14 protein-coding genes are annotated in these 16,546 nt (G+C 60.9%); 6 read left to right on the top strand and 8 right to left on the bottom strand.

Annotated features, from left to right (window positions below):
• Nucleotides 1–160 precede the first annotated feature (160 nt).
• A complete protein-coding gene (locus C4S71_RS08850) occupies nucleotides 161–2,635 on the top strand; it encodes an NAD-dependent epimerase/dehydratase family protein (protein ID WP_103968894.1) in 2,475 nt (824 codons plus the stop codon).
• Between the two features lie 100 nt (nucleotides 2,636–2,735).
• Nucleotides 2,736–4,511 carry an ABC transporter transmembrane domain-containing protein gene (locus C4S71_RS08845; RefSeq protein WP_103968893.1) on the top strand — a complete coding sequence of 592 codons (1,776 nt, stop codon included), beginning with the start codon at nucleotides 2,736–2,738 and terminating at the stop codon, nucleotides 4,509–4,511.
• A gap of 12 nt (nucleotides 4,512–4,523) precedes the next feature.
• On the opposite strand, the gene C4S71_RS08840 is transcribed toward C4S71_RS08845, so the two are convergent.
• Nucleotides 4,524–5,492: a YbgA family protein gene (locus C4S71_RS08840; protein WP_103968892.1), complete on the bottom strand. Its 969-nt coding sequence runs from the start codon at nucleotides 5,490–5,492 to the stop codon at nucleotides 4,524–4,526.
• Nucleotides 5,493–5,575: 83 nt separating this feature from the next.
• Nucleotides 5,576–7,363 (bottom strand): methyl-accepting chemotaxis protein, encoded by a 1,788-nt coding sequence (locus C4S71_RS08835; protein WP_103968944.1) that lies wholly within the window; start codon nucleotides 7,361–7,363, stop codon nucleotides 5,576–5,578.
• A 546-nt stretch (nucleotides 7,364–7,909) separates the two neighbouring features.
• Between C4S71_RS08835 and C4S71_RS23020 the strand changes: the two genes are divergently transcribed.
• A complete protein-coding gene (locus tag C4S71_RS23020) occupies nucleotides 7,910–8,335 on the top strand; it encodes a con-10 family general stress protein (RefSeq protein ID WP_086510309.1) in 426 nt (141 codons plus the stop codon).
• Between the two features lie 172 nt (nucleotides 8,336–8,507).
• Here the strand turns inward: C4S71_RS23020 and C4S71_RS08825 are convergent, their stop codons facing one another.
• The 5 genes from C4S71_RS08825 to C4S71_RS08805 form a co-directional block, all read right to left on the bottom strand.
• Entirely contained in the window at nucleotides 8,508–9,458 is a 951-nt protein-coding gene (locus C4S71_RS08825) for a patatin-like phospholipase family protein (RefSeq protein WP_191224343.1), read from the bottom strand.
• Nucleotides 9,459–9,982: 524 nt separating this feature from the next.
• The gene (locus tag C4S71_RS08820) at nucleotides 9,983–10,264 is read right to left on the bottom strand and encodes a DUF503 domain-containing protein (RefSeq protein WP_086510307.1); all 282 of its coding nucleotides are present in this window, start codon (nucleotides 10,262–10,264) and stop codon (nucleotides 9,983–9,985) included.
• Between the two features lie 109 nt (nucleotides 10,265–10,373).
• Nucleotides 10,374–10,796: a heme-copper oxidase family protein gene (locus C4S71_RS08815; RefSeq protein WP_086510306.1), complete on the bottom strand. Its 423-nt coding sequence runs from the start codon at nucleotides 10,794–10,796 to the stop codon at nucleotides 10,374–10,376.
• A 300-nt stretch (nucleotides 10,797–11,096) separates the two neighbouring features.
• Complete coding sequence (locus C4S71_RS08810) at nucleotides 11,097–11,735, bottom strand: glutathione S-transferase family protein (protein WP_235014272.1); 639 nt, start codon at nucleotides 11,733–11,735, stop codon at nucleotides 11,097–11,099.
• Complete coding sequence (locus C4S71_RS08805) at nucleotides 11,732–12,493, bottom strand: metallophosphoesterase (RefSeq protein ID WP_103968889.1); 762 nt, start codon at nucleotides 12,491–12,493, stop codon at nucleotides 11,732–11,734. The genes C4S71_RS08810 and C4S71_RS08805 overlap by 4 nt, the downstream gene beginning before the upstream one ends.
• A gap of 169 nt (nucleotides 12,494–12,662) precedes the next feature.
• Between C4S71_RS08805 and C4S71_RS08800 the strand changes: the two genes are divergently transcribed.
• A complete protein-coding gene (locus C4S71_RS08800) occupies nucleotides 12,663–13,235 on the top strand; it encodes a hemerythrin domain-containing protein (protein ID WP_086510303.1) in 573 nt (190 codons plus the stop codon).
• Nucleotides 13,236–13,326: 91 nt separating this feature from the next.
• On the opposite strand, the gene C4S71_RS08795 is transcribed toward C4S71_RS08800, so the two are convergent.
• On the bottom strand, nucleotides 13,327–14,226 hold the full coding sequence (locus C4S71_RS08795) for a LysR family transcriptional regulator (RefSeq protein ID WP_200825262.1): 900 nt from the start codon (nucleotides 14,224–14,226) through the stop codon (nucleotides 13,327–13,329).
• Between the two features lie 121 nt (nucleotides 14,227–14,347).
• Between C4S71_RS08795 and C4S71_RS08790 the strand changes: the two genes are divergently transcribed.
• Nucleotides 14,348–15,409 (top strand): tartrate dehydrogenase, encoded by a 1,062-nt coding sequence (locus C4S71_RS08790; RefSeq protein WP_086510301.1) that lies wholly within the window; start codon nucleotides 14,348–14,350, stop codon nucleotides 15,407–15,409.
• 148 nt (nucleotides 15,410–15,557) lie between these two features.
• Nucleotides 15,558–16,532, top strand: coding sequence for a TAXI family TRAP transporter solute-binding subunit (locus C4S71_RS08785; RefSeq protein WP_086510300.1), 975 nt, complete (start codon nucleotides 15,558–15,560; stop codon nucleotides 16,530–16,532).
• Nucleotides 16,533–16,546: the final 14 nt, after the last annotated feature.

The following is a 16,546-nucleotide window of genomic DNA, read 5'->3' as shown; positions in this document are numbered from 1 at the left end:
TCCGGCGGTTTGGCTGATGCGCCAACCACATCAGCAGCATAGCCAATGGAGCCCGACTCGCGGAACCGCTCCCGTTTGCCGTTCGGGCAGAAAGCCGACTAGCTTGAGTGTGCAGCTGCGCGTAGGCGCTTCAACGGAGTGGCAAGAAGGGAGTCCGCTCATGCAAGACAAGGAAGTGGCAACCGAGAACAAACCGCTGGTCGTCATCACGGGGGCCTCGGGCGGCGTGGGCACGGCATTGACCCACAGCCTGAAGGCGGACTACCACATCATCGGGCTGGATCGCAGCAAGGGCGAAGAGGCCGACGAGAGCTACGAATTCGACCTCACCGAGGTCGACTCCATCAAGCGGACGATGCACGAGATTGCCGAACGGCACGGGCGCGATATCGCCGCCGTGGTGCACCTCGCCGCCTATTTCGACTTCACCGGCGAGGAGTCGCCGCTCTACGAGAAGGTCAACGAGCAGGGTACACGCAACCTGCTCGAGGCGCTTGCGGACATGAACGTGGAGCGCTTCATCTACTCCAGCACCATGCTCGTGCACGAACCTCAGGTGCCGGGGCGCCGGGTCAACGAGGAGACGCCGATCGGCCCCACCTGGGCCTACCCCAAGTCCAAGGCACGCACCGAAGAGGTGATCCGCGAGCACGCCACGATGCCCTACACCCTGCTGCGCCTGGCCGGCATGTACGACGAGAAGACCAGCGTACCGACTCTCTCGCACCAGATCGCGCGCATCTACGAACACACCCTCAAGAGCCACTTCTACTCGGGCAACACCAACGCCGGCCAGGCCTGCGTGCACAAGGAGGACATGGTCGAGGCCTTTCGCCGCACCATCGACCGGCGCCGCGAACTGCCCGAGAAGAACGAAATTCTCATCGGCGAGGAGCATGCCGTCAGCTACGAGGCGCTGCAGAACCGCCTGGGCGAGCTGATCCACGGCAAGAAGAAGTGGAAGACCGTGGTCATGCCCAAGCCGTTGGCCAAGACCGGCGCACTGCTGGAAGAGAAGAGCGAGCCGCTAGTGCCGGACGATTTCGACAAGGGCGAAAAGCCCTTCATCCGGCCGTTCATGATCGACATGGCCGACGACCATTACGAACTCGACATCCGCCGGGCGCGGGAACAGCTCGGCTGGGAGCCGCAACACGAAGTGTTCGACACCCTCGAGGCCATGGTCGATCATCTGCTCGCCGACCCTCACGGCTGGTACCAGGCCAACGGCATCACCCCACCGGACTGGATCGAGGAGGCCGAGGAGAAAGGCGTCAACCCCGAGCGCGTGCTGGAGGATTATCAGGCACATACCCAGCGCGAGCACTATCGTTTCCTGTGGGCACACTTCTTCAACATCGCCTTGGGTGCCTGGCTGGTGGTCTCCCCCGCCACGCTGGGCTACGACGGCGCCATGGCCTACAGCGACATGGCCTCGGGCCTGCTGCTGACGCTGTTCGGCGCGCTATCACTGTCGCTCAAGCTGATCTGGGCGCGCTGGGTGTGCGCAGTGATCGGCCTGTGGGTGCTGTTCGCACCGCTGGTATTCTGGAGCGACAGTGCCGCCGCCTACCTCAACGGCACCATCGTCGGTACCCTGGCCATCGGCTTCGCCGCGGTGGTGCGACCGGCGCCCGGCATCTCGCCGGCGGCGGCCATGACCGGCCCTACCACGCCCCCCGGATGGAACAACAACCCGTCGAGCTGGCGCCAGCGCATGCCGATCATCGCGCTGGCCTTCGTCGGCTTCTTCATCTCGCGCTATCTCGCCGCCTACCAGCTTGGCCACATCGACGCGGTGTGGGATCCCTTCTTCGACGGCACCCGCGAGGGTCTCAACGGCACCGAGGACATCATCACCTCGGAGGCCTCCGAGGCCTGGCCGATACCCGACGCCGGCCTGGGCGGCATCGTCTACATGCTGGAGATCCTGCTCGGCTTCATCGGCGCGGCCAACCGCTGGCGCACCATGCCCTGGATCGTGGCCTCGTTCGGCGTGCTGATCGTGCCGCTGGGTGTGGTCTCGGTGACCTTCATCATCATTCAACCGATCCTGATCGGCACCTGGTGCACCCTGTGCCTGATCCAGGCCGGGGCGATGCTGCTGCAGATCGCCTATGCCTTCAACGAGTTCGTCGCCACTGGCGAATTCCTCAAGCGGCGCCGCCAGGCCGGTGCACCGGTGCTCAAGATCTTCTTCACCGGCGACACCGACGAGGGGCCCAACGAATCGCCGGACGAGGACTTCCAGCGCAAGCCCACTGCCATTCTCGGCGACGCGCTCGGTACCGGGGTCAACCTGCCCTGGAACCTGGCCCTGTGCATCCTGATCGGCGCCTGGCTGATGCTGACCCGCATCACCTTCGGCGCCGAGGGCACCCTGGCCAATTGGGATCATCTGGTCGGTGCGTTGCTCATCACCCTGGGTATCATCGCCATGGCCGAGTCGGCCCGCCCGGTGCGCTGGCTGATGATACCCCTGGCCACCATCCTGCTGTTCACGCCCTTCCTGCACGGCGCCGACATGGCGGCGACGATCAACAGCCTGGTCTGCGCAGTGGCGGTGATCGCGCTCTGTCTGCGTCGCGGGCCGATTCGCGGCGAATACGGCAGCTGGAACCGGCTGCTGTCATGAGAGAGCTGCCGGGGCGCCTGCGGGCGCCCCGTCGCGTTCATGCGCCGATGCGGCAGCCCTGATATCGTATAGCCATGCCTGCCATGAGCGACATCCCGACATGACCCCACGCCCCGACCCGCGGGTATTGCTGCGCCTGCTGACGCTGCTCACACCCTATCGCGGCCGCCTGGCCATTGCCGCCCTGGCGCTGCTGGTGGCCTCCGGCAGCGTGCTGCTGCTGGGCCAGGGGCTACGCCTGGTGATCGACCAGGGCTTTCTCACCGCGGACGCTGCCCGCCTCAACCAGACCCTGGGCGTGATGCTGGCCGTCGTCAGCGTACTGGCCGGTGCCTCGGCGCTGCGTTACTACCAGGTGAGCTGGATCGGCGAACGCCTGGCGGCGGACCTGCGACGGCAGGTCTTCGATCATCTACTCGAGCTGGAGCCGGCCTATTTCGAGAGCGCTGACCGACGCGACCGCGGCGCCGCCGAGATCGCCTCGCGCCTGACCGCCGATACCAGCGTGCTGCAGACCCTGTTCGGCTCGTCGATCTCGCTGGCGCTGCGCAACCTGGTCATGCTGCTGGGTGCGGTGACGCTGATGCTGGTGACGCAACCCTGGCTCTCGGCGCTGGTGCTGATCGGCATACCCGCCACGCTGCTGCCGATCCTGTGGTTCGGCCGCCGCGTGCGGCGGCTTTCCCGCCACAGCCAGGACCGGGTGGCCGAGTTGGGCCGCTACGCCAGCGAAGCGCTGGATGGGATACGTACCGTACAGGCCTTCTCCCACGAAGCGATCGATCGGCGCGACTACGGCGAGCGGGCCGAGCAGGCCTTCGCCACTGCCGTGGTGCGCACCCGCCAGCGGGCCTGGCTCACCGCCGCCGCCATGTTGACGGTATTCGCCGCCGTGGGCCTGATGCTGTGGCAAGGCGGCCAGGCGGTACTGGCCGGAGAGATCAGCGCGGGCGAGCTCTCGGCGTTCGTCTTCTATGCGGTACTGGCGGCCGGGGCGGTGGCGACCCTGGCCGAGGTGGCCGGCGATGTGCAGCGCGCCGCCGGCGCCGCGGAACGTCTGCTCGAACTGCTCGATGCCGAGCCGGGCATTACACCGCCGGCCGTGCCGGCAGCGCTGCCCTCCCCCTTACGCGGCGAGATTCGCCTCGAAGGCGTGAGCTTCACCTACTCCGGGCGGGAAACTCCGGCCCTTGATTCACTCGACCTGGAGATTCGCTCCGGCGAGCGCGTGGCGCTGGTGGGTCCTTCCGGCGCCGGCAAGAGCACGCTGTTCGCGCTGCTGCTGCGCTTTCACGACCCCGACCGCGGCCGCGTGCTGCTCGACGGCATCGACCTGCGCGAGTTCGATCCCAAGGCGCTGCGCGCCGGCCTGGGCCTGGTGGCCCAGGAACCGGTACTGTTCACCGGCACGGTGGCCGACAACCTGCGCTACGGCAAACCCGACGCCAGCTTGGACGAACTGCGCGCCGCGGCCCGCGACGCCAACGCCCTGGGCTTCGTCGAGGCGTTACCCCAAGGCTTCGACACCGAACTCGGCCCCGGCGGCGTGCAACTCTCCGGCGGCCAGCGTCAGCGCCTGGCGATTGCGCGGGCGCTGCTCAAGAACCCGAGCGTACTGCTGCTCGACGAGGCCACGAGCGCGCTCGACGCCGAGAGCGAACGGCTGGTTCAGCAGGCATTGGACCGCCTGATGGCCGGGCGCACCAGCCTGGTGATCGCCCATCGCCTGGCCACGGTAACCGCCGCCGACCGCCTGCTGGTCTTCGATGACGGCAAGCTCGTCGCCGCCGGCCGCCACGGCGAACTGCTCGAACGCAGCCCGCTCTACCGCCACCTGGCGGAACTGCAGTTCGGGCGCCACAAAGCGGGGACGTGATCGCGTCCCCTTTCAGATCGCATTGCGTAAACCGAGCTCATAGGGATGCGGATCGAGATAGGTCTGCTGGCGAATGTACTCCGAGCCGTGACGCTTCATGTAGTGGTTGAGCAGCCTGAGCGGCACCGCCAGATGAACATGACCCAGGCGATACTCCTCGATCGCCTGCAGCAGGTCCTGCTTGACCTCGCTTTCCAGCTCCTGCTTCAGATACCCCATCACGTGCATCAGCGCATTGGTATGGGTCTTGCGCGTGGCCGGGCGTGACAGCGCCGCCATGAAGCGTTGCAGGTAGGAGCGCTTGACCTCCTCCAGCGGCAGGGCATGAGCCTCGCTACCCAGGTAGCGGCCCAGCTCGCGGTAGGCTTCCACGTGGTGCGCCATCAGCAGATATTTCTGGCGGCTGTGAAACTGGATCAGAGCGTGGTACTCCTGCGCCGGTTCGACGTGGCGCTTCCAGTCGTCGAGGGCGAACACCCGGGTAATGAAGTTCTCGCGCAGCACCGCATCGTTCATGCGCGCCTCCTCCTCCAGCGGCAGCTCGGGGAAGTGCTCGCGCATCACCTGGACGAAGAGCCCGGAATCGGCATGGCTGGGCATGCCGTTCTCGTGATAGACCTTGACCCGCTCGAGCCCGCAGCTCGGCGAGCCTTTCATCAGAATGAAACCGCGCAGATGGCGATGACGCGCCACGAACGCCTCGCCGACCTCACGCAGGCGCTCGGTGACGTCCAGCTCGGGATCTACCGTGCCCTTCACCCGCGGCGGCTCGCCAGGAGCGCCGACCAGACGAATCGGCTCCCGCGGCACGCCCAGGCCGGCTTCGAGTTCGGGGCAGAACGGTTCGAAAGCGAAGCACTCCTGCAACACTTCCAGGCAGTAGCGGGAGCGCTTGTGGCCCCCGTTGTAGCGTACCTGCTCGCCCATCAGGCAAGCACTGATGCCTACCGGGATGGCATTCGTCGTGGTGATGTCGGCCAAGGCAAGGCTCCCTTCCCGTTACCTTGGCTCATCGTCGCTTCTTGGCCGCCTGCGGGCAAGCATGAAGCAGCGTTCGGCGAGGCCTAGAAGGCCTCCCATTCGGCCTCGGCCTGCGCTTTTCCAGCGGGCGCTTTTGCTCGAACCGCCATGGGCGCGGGCGGTGCCGGCAAACGCTCCAGGGGCGGTGCCACCACGGCGGGCCGCTCCAGCTCCCCGCCAAGCACGAAGGTATTGATCAACTGCGTCAGTTTTTCCGCCTGGCTGCGCATGGCCGCCGCCGTATCGGTGTTGTGGCCCACCATCGCCGCGTTCTGCTGGGTCATCGTATCCATCTGACTGACGGCCGTATTCACCTCGTGAATGCCGATACTCTGCTCACGCGAGCCGGCGCTGATCTCGGCGATGACGTCATTGACCTTGGCGATGCTGTCGAAGATCTCCTGCATGGTAACGCCAGCCTGATGCACGATGTCGGTGCCCTGCCGGGTATGCGTGATCGATGCTTCGATCAGCCCCTTGATCTCACGAGCCGCATCCGCCGAGCGCTGCGCCAGGGAGCGTACCTCCTGGGCTACCACGGCGAAGCCACGCCCGTGCTCGCCCGCCCTGGCGGCCTCGACCGAGGCGTTGAGCGCCAGGATATTGGTCTGGAAGGCAATGCCATCGATGAGCGAAACGATCTCCCCGATCTTGGTCGAGGAGGCATTGATCCGTTCCATCGTCTCCTCGACTCTTTGCATCGACTCCTTGCCCTGCCGCGCCACCTCGGCACTGCCCCGCACCAGTTTGTCTGCCTGCCCGGTGTGATCGGCATTGTTCTGCACCGTCGAGGTGATCTGCTCCATCGCCGAAGAGGTCTGCTGCAGGCTGGCGGCAGCCTGATCGGTGCGTACCGCCAGCTCGTCGCTGCTGCGGGCGATGCTCAACGAGGCCGAGTAGACGTCATTGGCACCGGTTCTGACTTCGCGCAGCGTGCTCTGAATACGTGCCAGAAAGCCGTTGAACTGCTTGGCCAGCTCGCCGATCTCGTCGCGGCTGGTAACGCGCAGACGACGGGTCAGATCGCCCCGGCCCTCGGCCACACCCTGGGCGATCTCGTTCATGTCGCTGGCGGTCTGGCGAATCTGGCGGACCGTGCGACGGGTGATCCAGATGGCCAGTAAGGTGATGGTCAGGTTGATCACCGAAGCAATCACCCAGAGCCGCACCAGGGTCTGGATCAGATTCTGCCTGGCCGCCTGTTCGATCACCGCCATGGCGGCATCGACACCGGTGGCGTATACACCTGCACCGATCACCCAGTTCCATTCGGGAAAGGCGACGGCAAAGGAGTACTTCGGCTCCACTTCACCGCTCGCCGGATTGAGCCATTGGTACTCGTAGCGCCCGCCACCGCCGCGTGCAATCTCGATCATGTCGCGAATCAACGGCTTGCCGTTGGGATCCTGGACCGCCAGCATGTTGCGCCCTTCCTGCTCGGGCACGGCGGGCTGTACCAGCATGGTGCCGTCATAGTCGAAGACGAACACATAGTTGTCCTCTTCGAAGCGCAGATCGCGCAGCAGTTCGATGGTGGCCCGACGCGCCGCATCCGGATCCTCGACGCTGCCGGCAACGCTTCCCACCAGCGTCGTCGCCATGCCGACGATGCTCTCTACGCCGTGGCGTCTGGCCTCGAGCATCAGTTCTCGTTGCTGTGCCAGCTGCGCACGGTTGGCGTCGATGCGCTCCAAGCCCTCGAGCACCAGCAGGCAGGAAGAGGAGATGATCAACGGCACCAGTACCAGAAGCAGGATCTTGTTCTGCAGATTGAGTGCCAGCAGCCGCCTGAGGCTGGCAAACCCTTCCCCATTGGATGCGTACGTTTTCATGACAAGGCCGTTCTCGCTGTTGAGTGGGCAGGTATTGTTGTTCAAGCGTTTCATGCTGCTAATGAAGCCTCACCCCGGCCAACCGCGCCAGATCCTTTCATACCAAGGAATGCCGCCACCTCACTCTCCGTTGATCTACATCAACTATTTCCGCCGGTGTTCCTTTGACCATGCGCTCGCATCTCGACCTTGCCGTTCGGGACCCCACCGTCGTGCCAGCGAGAAACGAAAAACTACACGCCGATAGCTCTGCGGCTGGCCCGAAAATGTTTCCGCTGAAAAACTTTCCATAGAGACTCTTCGATAGTGAATCAAAGAGTTGAAACGAGGCGGCTGAAAAGCTCACTGCACTTTCGATTCATCGCGCAATCTTTCTTTAGAAACACCAACTTTTCTTAGCATTAGGAAACCTGCCCCGGCTTGATATGCCGGTTGGGCGTTCCTACGTTTAACCATGCTGGCAAACGCCAGAAGCGCCGGACAGCCGGTAAATGGAAGTACGTAAACGCTTGTTGAACCGACAGGCAACGTGGAAGGAGTTCTGACATGGCACAGCGCAACCAGAATCCGGGCAATTTTGCCAACGATCCGAAGAAGGCATCAGAGGCTGGCCAGAAAGGCGGCCAGGAGAGTAGCGGCAATTTCGCCAATGACCCTCAACGCGCCTCCGAAGCCGGCCAGAAAGGCGGCCAGATGAGCGGCGGCAATTTTGCCAACGACCCGCAGCGCGCCTCCGAAGCCGGCCAGAAAGGCGGCCACGAGAGCAGCGGCAATTTCGCCAACGATCCGCAGCGTGCCTCGGAAGCCGGCCAGAAAGGTGGCCAGCACAGCGGCGGCAACTTCGCCAACGATCCGCAGCGTGCCTCCGAAGCCGGTCAGAAAGGCGGCCAGCACAGCGGCGGCAATTTCGCCAACGATCCGCAGAAGGCCTCCGAAGCAGGCCGCAAGGGCGGCAAGAACCAAGGCCGCTGATAACCGCCGGTCAACGGCTGCAAGCGACAGGGAAGTCGTGAAGAGCGTTGGCTCAGTCTGCCAAGGAAGGCAGAAAGGTTTGTAGCCGGCCGGATAGAACGAGCTGTCAGGGTCTCCCCTGGCAGCTCGATCATTTTACGGCGTTCCTCGTTTGCCTCGTGGTTGCTTCAGCTCAAGGAAGCACCGAGGCCAGTGCCCGCTCCGCATCCGCCTCGCCCTGCCCTATCAGATATGCCAGGCGATCCGGTGCCCAGTCAGTCAACCAGAGCGAAGCGCTCTCACCGGGATGGGGATCACGGCGAATGCGGGTCAGGCGCAGCTTAGGGTAACGCTCGGCCGCCTCGCGGGCTTCATCGTCACTCCGCGCGCCCAGGAACAGACGCCTGAAATGATCCAGGCCCTCGCCTAGACCTTGCGGCATGCCCGGCGCCCGTTTGAACAATTCAACCGTAATGGCATGCCACCGCTGCTCGCTCGTTGGCGACGAGAGGCGTTCGAGAGCCGGCAGCAGCAAGCCGCGATGCCAGACATCTCCATCCCAATAGGCCCGCCCCTCGTGCCTCCCGGGCGTGAACAGCAGCGGAATCGCACTGCTGGCACCGATCATGCTGGGCACGATGGGCCGCTCCTGGCTGTCGAACCAGACCGGCTCCGCGGCTTCGATATCGATGGCACGTATCATCAGCCGAGGCCCAGCTTTCTCCGCCGTATAGTGCTGGGCATGACGAGCCACGGTCTCGACCAACCTACGGTTGTCGTAGCCCGCCGTAGCAGGATAGAGCCCCAGGGCGGTCAGGAAACCGCCTGGAACGGCCGAGAAAACGGGTGGATTGCCAAAGGTGAGGCCGGTGAGGGTGGCGCTCAGCCGCTGGCTTCTGGCATCGAAGAATGGGACGAACGGCAACGCGGGTTGGGCCACCTCGCGCCAGAAGCTGGCCAAGGCTTCCAGGCCCGCATCCGGAGCTGCGTGGTGCGCCGCCAATAAATACCCGTTCACTGCCCCAATCGATGCCCCTACCACGACCATGTCGCGTCTTGCGCGCTCGTCCAGGCGGTTTACCAGGGTGCGATAGACGCCGTACTGATAGGCCCCCAGGGCACCACCACCGTTGAGCACGAGCATGATCCTTTCCTGCATGTCACCTCCCTGCGACTTGCTGCATTGCGAATACCGTTTCGCAAGGGTAGACCCGTCAAGCACATGTGAACACCACCGACCGACAAAGGTCGCATTGCCTTTGCCGATACGTTCGCCCAAGCTCGGGAAAATAAAAAAGACCCCCCGAAGGGGGTCAGGTGGAGCACGCCAGCTCACATCGGTATATCGCCTGCTGTCGTTCAGCCTTTGGCGACGTTGCTCGGAAGGCAGTGTAGTTGCCCGACCTTCCGAAGCGTTGATCGGTGACTCAGTGCATTCGTGACTCAGTACTGAGCTTCTTGCTTCGTTGCCCAATACAATGCGATAGCCGCGCCAACAATTATAGAACCCTTGAAAAAACAAAGACCTGCAAGAAAAGCAGTACGCAGGCTTTGTGCCACACGCCGCCAGCTCACACCTTTCTGCACCATCGATGCCCATAAAAGTTGCCTGCTGACTTATTTTGATGCAATGCAAAATCAGCGAGCCTTCATATGCCAAGCGCTCATCTAAAGCATTTCGCGTGAGACTTTCAGCACCCGGCCGTCCACCGTGCGCTGCAGCTTGTCTTCGATCTCGCTGCACAGCGACTCCACCTTCTGCCGCTCGTTCCCGGTCACCACGAAAGTCCACTCGCTCGCTTCGAGCCGATCGTGCTGGCCGCTCTCGCACACTGCCACGGCTGGATGGCGTCCGAAGCGCTCGTGAATGCCCCCCATGCGCTGACGCTTCTCCTTGAGCGACGCGCAGCCCGGCAAGGAAACGTCGAGTGTCAGTACGGCGATGAACATGCAGCTGAGGCTCCTGTCGGTGGTTGGCTGCCTGGGCCAGGCGAGTTGACGCCTTATCCTGTTCAGATGTGGACCAGGCAGGCCGCTTTCAACCGGCAGCCGCGGTGCTTCAGGCGCTATCGACGTTGCCGGTCGACAAGGCCACTTTCATGTTCATCATGACGTTGATCGTAAACGCCAGGATGCCGAGGCCGACGATCACCGAGGCCAGCGCCACCACTGGCTCGAGCTGTCGCATGCCGCCCGCGTAGAAGTGCAGGCATACCAACAGCACCGGAAGACCGCCGTTGTGCAGGTAGAAGTGAAGCCGGCCAAGAAGGCTGCGCGCGGCTGTCGGATACAAGTGATACATCAGACCGGCCAGGGCCAGGCTTGCCCAGCCCAGCAGGTTGATGTGTGCATGCACGCTTCGGAAGACATATTGATGGCTGGCGGCCATCACGATGCCGTAGATGACCCCAACCAGTAGATACACCACCGCAATTTTCAGCCACAGAAGGGCCATTTTCTTGTCTGCCATTGCACCGGTCATTTTCGTTCTCCTACGGATCCCCTGCTCGGCGAGCGGCGCCGGGTTGGCATGGCCCCGATGAAGCATGTGGAGCCTTCATGATGCCAGGACAGCGCAGACAGCCTGCCGTTGACGGGTCGATTTCGTTATTGTCAGGGTGGTGACAGGCTGCGCTGCCAAGATTGAAACGGCGCAACCACGTACCATGGGTACGCCATTTCTTTATGGCACCAAATCGGAGACTTGGGTACTAAGCTTTGTCTGAAAAGTCGGCGAGCGCAGCCAGTTTCCGGACAAGGGCCTAGCTTTGCTTGGGCTGCGTTACGAATGCTCCTGCCCCATCGGAACATGTCGCGGGTGGGCAGCCACCCTGGCGAGCCAGGCCTGCACGGCAGGATAGTCAACGAGCGAGAAGCCGCCTTCATGGGCGACGTGGGTATAGGCATACAACGCGACGTCCGCCACGCTGAGCGTCTCCCCCGCCAGGTAGGGCGAAGCGGCAAGCGTCTGCTCCATGACATCGAGCGCCTTGTAGCCACCCGCCTGCTTGCCTTCGTATTCCGCCCGGCGCTCTTCGGGCAGACCAAGGTACTTGGCGATGAAGCGCGCTACCGCAATGTATGGCTCATGGCTGTACTGCTCGAAGAACTGCCAGCTCAGTACCCGCGCCATGGCCAACGGTTCATTGGGAAGATAGGCAGTACCGTGGGCCAGATAATCGAGAATGGCGTTGGATTCGGCCAGGTACTCGCCAGAAGGCAGTTCGAGCAACGGAATCTTGCCGTTGCGGTTCTTGGCCAGAAACTGGGGACGGCGCGTGTCGCCGGCCAGAATATCGACATCGATCCATTCGTGTTCGATGCCCAGATGGCTCATCAATAGCTGTATCTTGTAGCAGTTGCCGGACCGACGATCACCGTAAACCTTGAACATTGTTCTCATTTCCTTCTTCTCGCTCATATTTCGACGATCAGGTCGTTCACGAACAGCGGCGGCTCGAACTCACCGGGGTAGCCGCCTGGGTTGGCCAAGATCCGTGTGTCGCCGAACACGGCATCCACCGGCTCATGCACGTGACCGTGAATCCACAGGTCCATGCGCCCCATCAGGCCAGGCAGATGCGACGCAAAGGCAGGCGACAGCGCATCGCCCCGATAGCGCGGCGGAATGCACTCAGACAGAGGGGCATGGTGGCTGATCACCACCCGCGGCCCATCGAAGGGCCGGGCCAGCTCCGCTTCCAGCCAGGCCAGCGATTCGGCATGCAGTCGCCGGCTCTCCTCCGGGCTGAAGCTCTGCCCTTCCGGCTGTTCGATGATGCTGAAATCGGGCATCAGCCAACGCGCTTTCTGCTCGGTCAGCTCAGGATCATGTTCCGGCTCAGCGTCGTACAGGGCGAAGTCGGTCCATAGCGTCGTGCCATGGAAGCGCACCCCATCCAGCGTCAATGAGCGATTGTCGAGCAGTTCGATGCCCAGCCGCTCGGCTTCGTACGCCATGGCCAGTCGCAACAGCGGCATACTGGCGCCATAGAATTCATGATTTCCCGGCACGTAGAGAATGGGTAGCCCGGCGAAACGCTCGGCCGCCCAGCTCAATCCCTCGGCATGCCGGTGGATGTCACCGGCGAGAACCACAGCATCTGCCGGAACGTCCGGCAGTTCACGCCCTTCATCGAAATGTTCCAGATGAAGGTCGGACAGCACCCTGAGTCGCATGACACCCTCCCTTGTTTCGAGGCGCAGGACCGTTGTCCCCGCCTTCCGGCGGGCGCTTCAGCATAAGCGGGCAGTGCCAGACTGCGCCAGGTTTGGCTGAAGCAGCCACTCACGGCTATGTTGAGATGGCCCGTTGCAAAGGGCGCAACGACTCAATGGAGGGAGTCTCATGAATCAGCATACCAACGCATCCCAGCACGACGTCGTCGATATCCTCACCCTCGACCATCGCGAAATGGAGGACCTGCTGGAGCAGATCCAGCGCTCCCCCGACGCCGAACAGCGCCGGGAGCTCACCGATACGCTGATTGCCGAGGTGATGCGCCATTCGGTGGCCGAGGAGATGTACGTCTATCCGGTGATGGAGAAGCGCATTCCCGACGGCAAGGAGGAAGCCGAGCACGACAGGGAGGAACACGACGAGATCGTCCAGGTGATGAAACAGCTGGAAGACGCCGACGCCGCCGAACCGGCTTTCATGGACCGCGTGCACAAGCTGGACGAGCTGCTGCGCCACCACGCCAAGGACGAAGAGGCCGATCAGTTCCCCAAGCTGCGTCAGCGCCTCCCCGAAGAGGAGCGAATCAACCTGGGCAAGAAGGTGGAGAACGCCAAGCAGCTGGCGCCAACCCGCCCCCACCCCAGCGCGCCCCACTCCGAACTGTTCCACAAGACCGTGGGGCCGGGTGTGGGCATGGTCGATCGCCTGCGTGACAAGCTCAGCGGGAGAATGACCGGCTGATAATGTCATGCCGGATCCAGGTGCCTGATTCCAGGCACCTGGATGGCCACTCACATCTTTTAGCCAGGGCTGCACATTACTGCTGCCGCTCTCATCTGTTAAAAGGCACTATTTTCATCCTTTCAGCGAAGTAATCTATGAGCAAACGTATCCGAGCGGGCAAATTCTGGCTATAAGGGTATACTGCGTAAATATCGGCATTCGGGAGTTCGTATTCATCGAGAATTCTTCTCAAACTTCCGTCCTTCAGATGGTAGTACACATCCCACTCCGCACGTATCGCTATGCCCTGGCCCCTCAGGGCCCAACTCAAAACACTTTCCCCATCGTTTGAACTCAAATTTCCTCTGACTCGGACATGGCAAACTTGATCCTCTTTGCTGAACCTCCAATTACCGTAGGTATCTTCATTCTGCCTGAGCACAATACAGTTATGACTGGATAGTTCATGAGGATGCCTGGGTTCCCCATGAGCCGAAAGATAAGAAGGAGATGCACAGACAAATCTCTGGTGTGAAGCAATTTTTCTGGCATGCAAACCTGAATCCGGAAGCGTCCCAAACCGGATGCCAATATCGAATGAATTGGCAATCAGATTGAGCGGATGATCCGAAAGATGTAGCTGACATTCGACTTTAGGGTTTTCTTCAATGAAATCGGCAACGAACCTTGACACGTACCGCCGCCCGAAACCGAAAGGGGCGTTGATACGAATTAGCCCCTCGGCCTCATCGCTCTGCTGACGAAGGAGCTTGTTCATATCCTCTATCGTCGTTGTGACTTTCCTGGCATAGTCCAGATAAATCCGCCCGTTGTGCGTCAAGCTCATCGAGCGTGTGGACCTCGAAAGCAACTGGCATCCGACAGCCTTCTCAATGCTAGAAAGCCGTTTACTTGCTGCTGCGGGTGTAATATCCAATTCCCGAGCCGCCTGGGAAATACTTCCAGCCTGACAAAGATAAATAAAAAACTCGAAGTCGCTGCTCGACATGGACATTAACCCTCAAGTTATTACTATTTCAACCCTAAGTATATTGCATGAACCATGGTGTGTCACCTACCTTGAAACATCATCACCAAAACAGATCTAGTATAAACTTGGAGAATTGAACATGCGGAGCCACCGTATCGCCGTAATTCCCGGAGATGGCATAGGCCAGGAAGTCATAGAAGCCGGAAAAAAAGTACTCTCGGCATTGGCGGAGAAAAGCGGTGACTTGCGTTTCGAATTTGTAGATTTTGACTGGAGCTCGCAGCGCTACCTCGAAAAGGGCGAATATATTCCAGCAGGCGGACTGGATGAACTTTCTCGATTCGATGCCATATATTTTGGTGCCGTGGGCAGCCAAGACGTACCTGATCATATCTCGCTCTGGGAGCTCAGGCTTGCTATCTGCCAGGGCTTTGACCAATACGCGAATGTCCGTCCGGCACGCGTGCTGCCGGGAGTCAATAGTCGACTAAAAGGTGCCGAGGACATCGATTGGATAATCGTCCGCGAAAATAGCGAGGGAGAGTACTCAGGTAATGGTGGTAGAGTGCATCAAGGTTTCCCCGACGAGGTTGGAACGGAAGTTTCCGTCTTTACCAGGAAAGGCGTGGAGAGGATACATCGCTTTGCCTTCCAGTTGGCCCAAAGCCGCCCACGCAAGCAGTTGACCCTAGTGACCAAGTCCAATGCGCAGCGTTATGGAATGGTACTCTGGGACGAAGTGTTCTTTGAAGTTGCGAAGGACTATCCAGATGTCAGTATCGATCGAGAGCTTGTAGATGCCGTCACCACTCGCATGGTGTTAAAACCCGAGACGATGGATGTCATTGTGGCCACCAACCTTCATGCCGACATTCTTTCTGACTTAGCCGCCGCACTCTCAGGAAGTCTCGGCATTGCCCCAACAGCTAACCTGAATCCCGCAGGGACTTTCCCTTCCATGTTTGAGCCGATCCATGGATCCGCATTCGACATCGCAGGGAAAGGTATCGCCAATCCGGTTGGTTCCTTCTGGACGGCAGCCATGATGCTGGAACATCTAGGCGAGAGCACTGCGGCTGAACGGCTCATGGCTGCCATTGAAAGACTGACAGCCTCTGGTCTCCAGACCAAAGACCTCGGCGGAACCGCCACGACTCGAGATGTGACCCAAGCGATCTGTGCAGACATCGAGAGGCAGTGAACGGTATCGAGCATTGAAATCGTCAACAATTCATGAGCCGTAGCTGATTCAAATGATCGATCGTCGCTTGAACGCGACCAGACCACAGAGGCCCCCACGCAACGTCAGAAAAATGAAATTACAAGTATAATCAGATGGAGCACACACCATGAAACTTACCAATCTCACACTTTTTGTGTTTTGCACTGGCGTTACACTAGGTGCCAGTGCTGATAGTGATCGCGATAGTTGGCCAAGTAGCCTGACCATCGGCACGGGCAGTCAGGGAGCCACCTATTACATTTATGGCTCTGGCTGGGGGAACCTGGCAAGTGAGGCAACCGGCGCTTCCTTTGGCGCCGAAGTAACAGGCGGCCCGGTTCAGAACGTGACACTCGTGCAGATGGGTGAGCATGAGTTCGGGATGGTCACCACAGGGCCGGCCTACGAGGCATGGCGCGGCAACAGCGAGCTGGCACCCGGAGTCGAGCATACCGATATACGTGCCGTTTTCCCGATGTACCAAACCGCTTTACAAGTCATCGCTCTGTCGGGTTCAGGCATTTCTTCGATTTCGGACCTTGATGGAAAGACCGTAGGTATTGGCCCAGCAGGCGGCACAGGCGACATGTATTACCCCCAGCTCTTCGAAAAGCTGGGGCTGAACGTACGTACACGAAATGCCGGCGCTGCCGATCAGGCTAGTCAAGTACAAGATGGCCTCTTGGATGCCTTTGCGTTTGCTGCGGGAATACCGGTTTCTGCATTTAGCCAATTGGAAGCGCAAGTGGATGTCAACATCTTCTCCTTTTCCGAAGAGGAGATGGAGGTGTTTCTGGAAGACTTCCCAGAGTTTAGCCCAGCCACGATTCCAGCCAGCGCCTATAGCAGCCTGGATGCAGACACCTCTGCCATTTCATTGTGGAACTTTGCGATCACACACAAGGACATGCCTGAATCGCTAGTTTACGAGGTCACGAAAGCGGTAATGGAAAATCATGAGCGCATGGTGCAAGTACATGGCTCTGCCAGTGAAACGGTACCCGAGAATTTCGTGGAGAATACCTTCATACCATGGCACCCGGGTGCCGTTCGCTGGTTCGAAGAGAACGGCTACGACATTCCGGAAGAGCTGCGCGGTTGATAGACGAGCCTTGC

The sequence above is a fragment of the Billgrantia desiderata genome (genome assembly GCF_900108215.1).
Lineage (GTDB): Bacteria > Pseudomonadota > Gammaproteobacteria > Pseudomonadales > Halomonadaceae > Halomonas > Halomonas desiderata.
This window is presented reverse-complemented; position numbering and strand designations above follow the sequence as displayed.

Coding starts and splice junctions, on each gene's coding strand:
- C4S71_RS08850 (WP_103968894.1), top strand. CDS start 161: ATGCAAGACAAGGAAGTGGCAACCGAGAACAAACCGCTGGTCGTCATC.
- C4S71_RS08845 (WP_103968893.1), top strand. CDS start 2,736: ATGACCCCACGCCCCGACCCGCGGGTATTGCTGCGCCTGCTGACGCTG.
- C4S71_RS08835 (WP_103968944.1), bottom strand. CDS start 7,363: ATGAAAACGTACGCATCCAATGGGGAAGGGTTTGCCAGCCTCAGGCGG.
- C4S71_RS23020 (WP_086510309.1), top strand. CDS start 7,910: ATGGCACAGCGCAACCAGAATCCGGGCAATTTTGCCAACGATCCGAAG.
- C4S71_RS08825 (WP_191224343.1), bottom strand. CDS start 9,458: ATGCTCGTGCTCAACGGTGGTGGTGCCCTGGGGGCCTATCAGTACGGC.
- C4S71_RS08820 (WP_086510307.1), bottom strand. CDS start 10,264: ATGTTCATCGCCGTACTGACACTCGACGTTTCCTTGCCGGGCTGCGCG.
- C4S71_RS08815 (WP_086510306.1), bottom strand. CDS start 10,796: ATGACCGGTGCAATGGCAGACAAGAAAATGGCCCTTCTGTGGCTGAAA.
- C4S71_RS08810 (WP_235014272.1), bottom strand. CDS start 11,735: ATGAGCGAGAAGAAGGAAATGAGAACAATGTTCAAGGTTTACGGTGAT.
- C4S71_RS08805 (WP_103968889.1), bottom strand. CDS start 12,493: ATGCGACTCAGGGTGCTGTCCGACCTTCATCTGGAACATTTCGATGAA.
- C4S71_RS08800 (WP_086510303.1), top strand. CDS start 12,663: ATGAATCAGCATACCAACGCATCCCAGCACGACGTCGTCGATATCCTC.
- C4S71_RS08795 (WP_200825262.1), bottom strand. CDS start 14,226: ATGTCGAGCAGCGACTTCGAGTTTTTTATTTATCTTTGTCAGGCTGGA.
- C4S71_RS08790 (WP_086510301.1), top strand. CDS start 14,348: ATGCGGAGCCACCGTATCGCCGTAATTCCCGGAGATGGCATAGGCCAG.
- C4S71_RS08785 (WP_086510300.1), top strand. CDS start 15,558: ATGAAACTTACCAATCTCACACTTTTTGTGTTTTGCACTGGCGTTACA.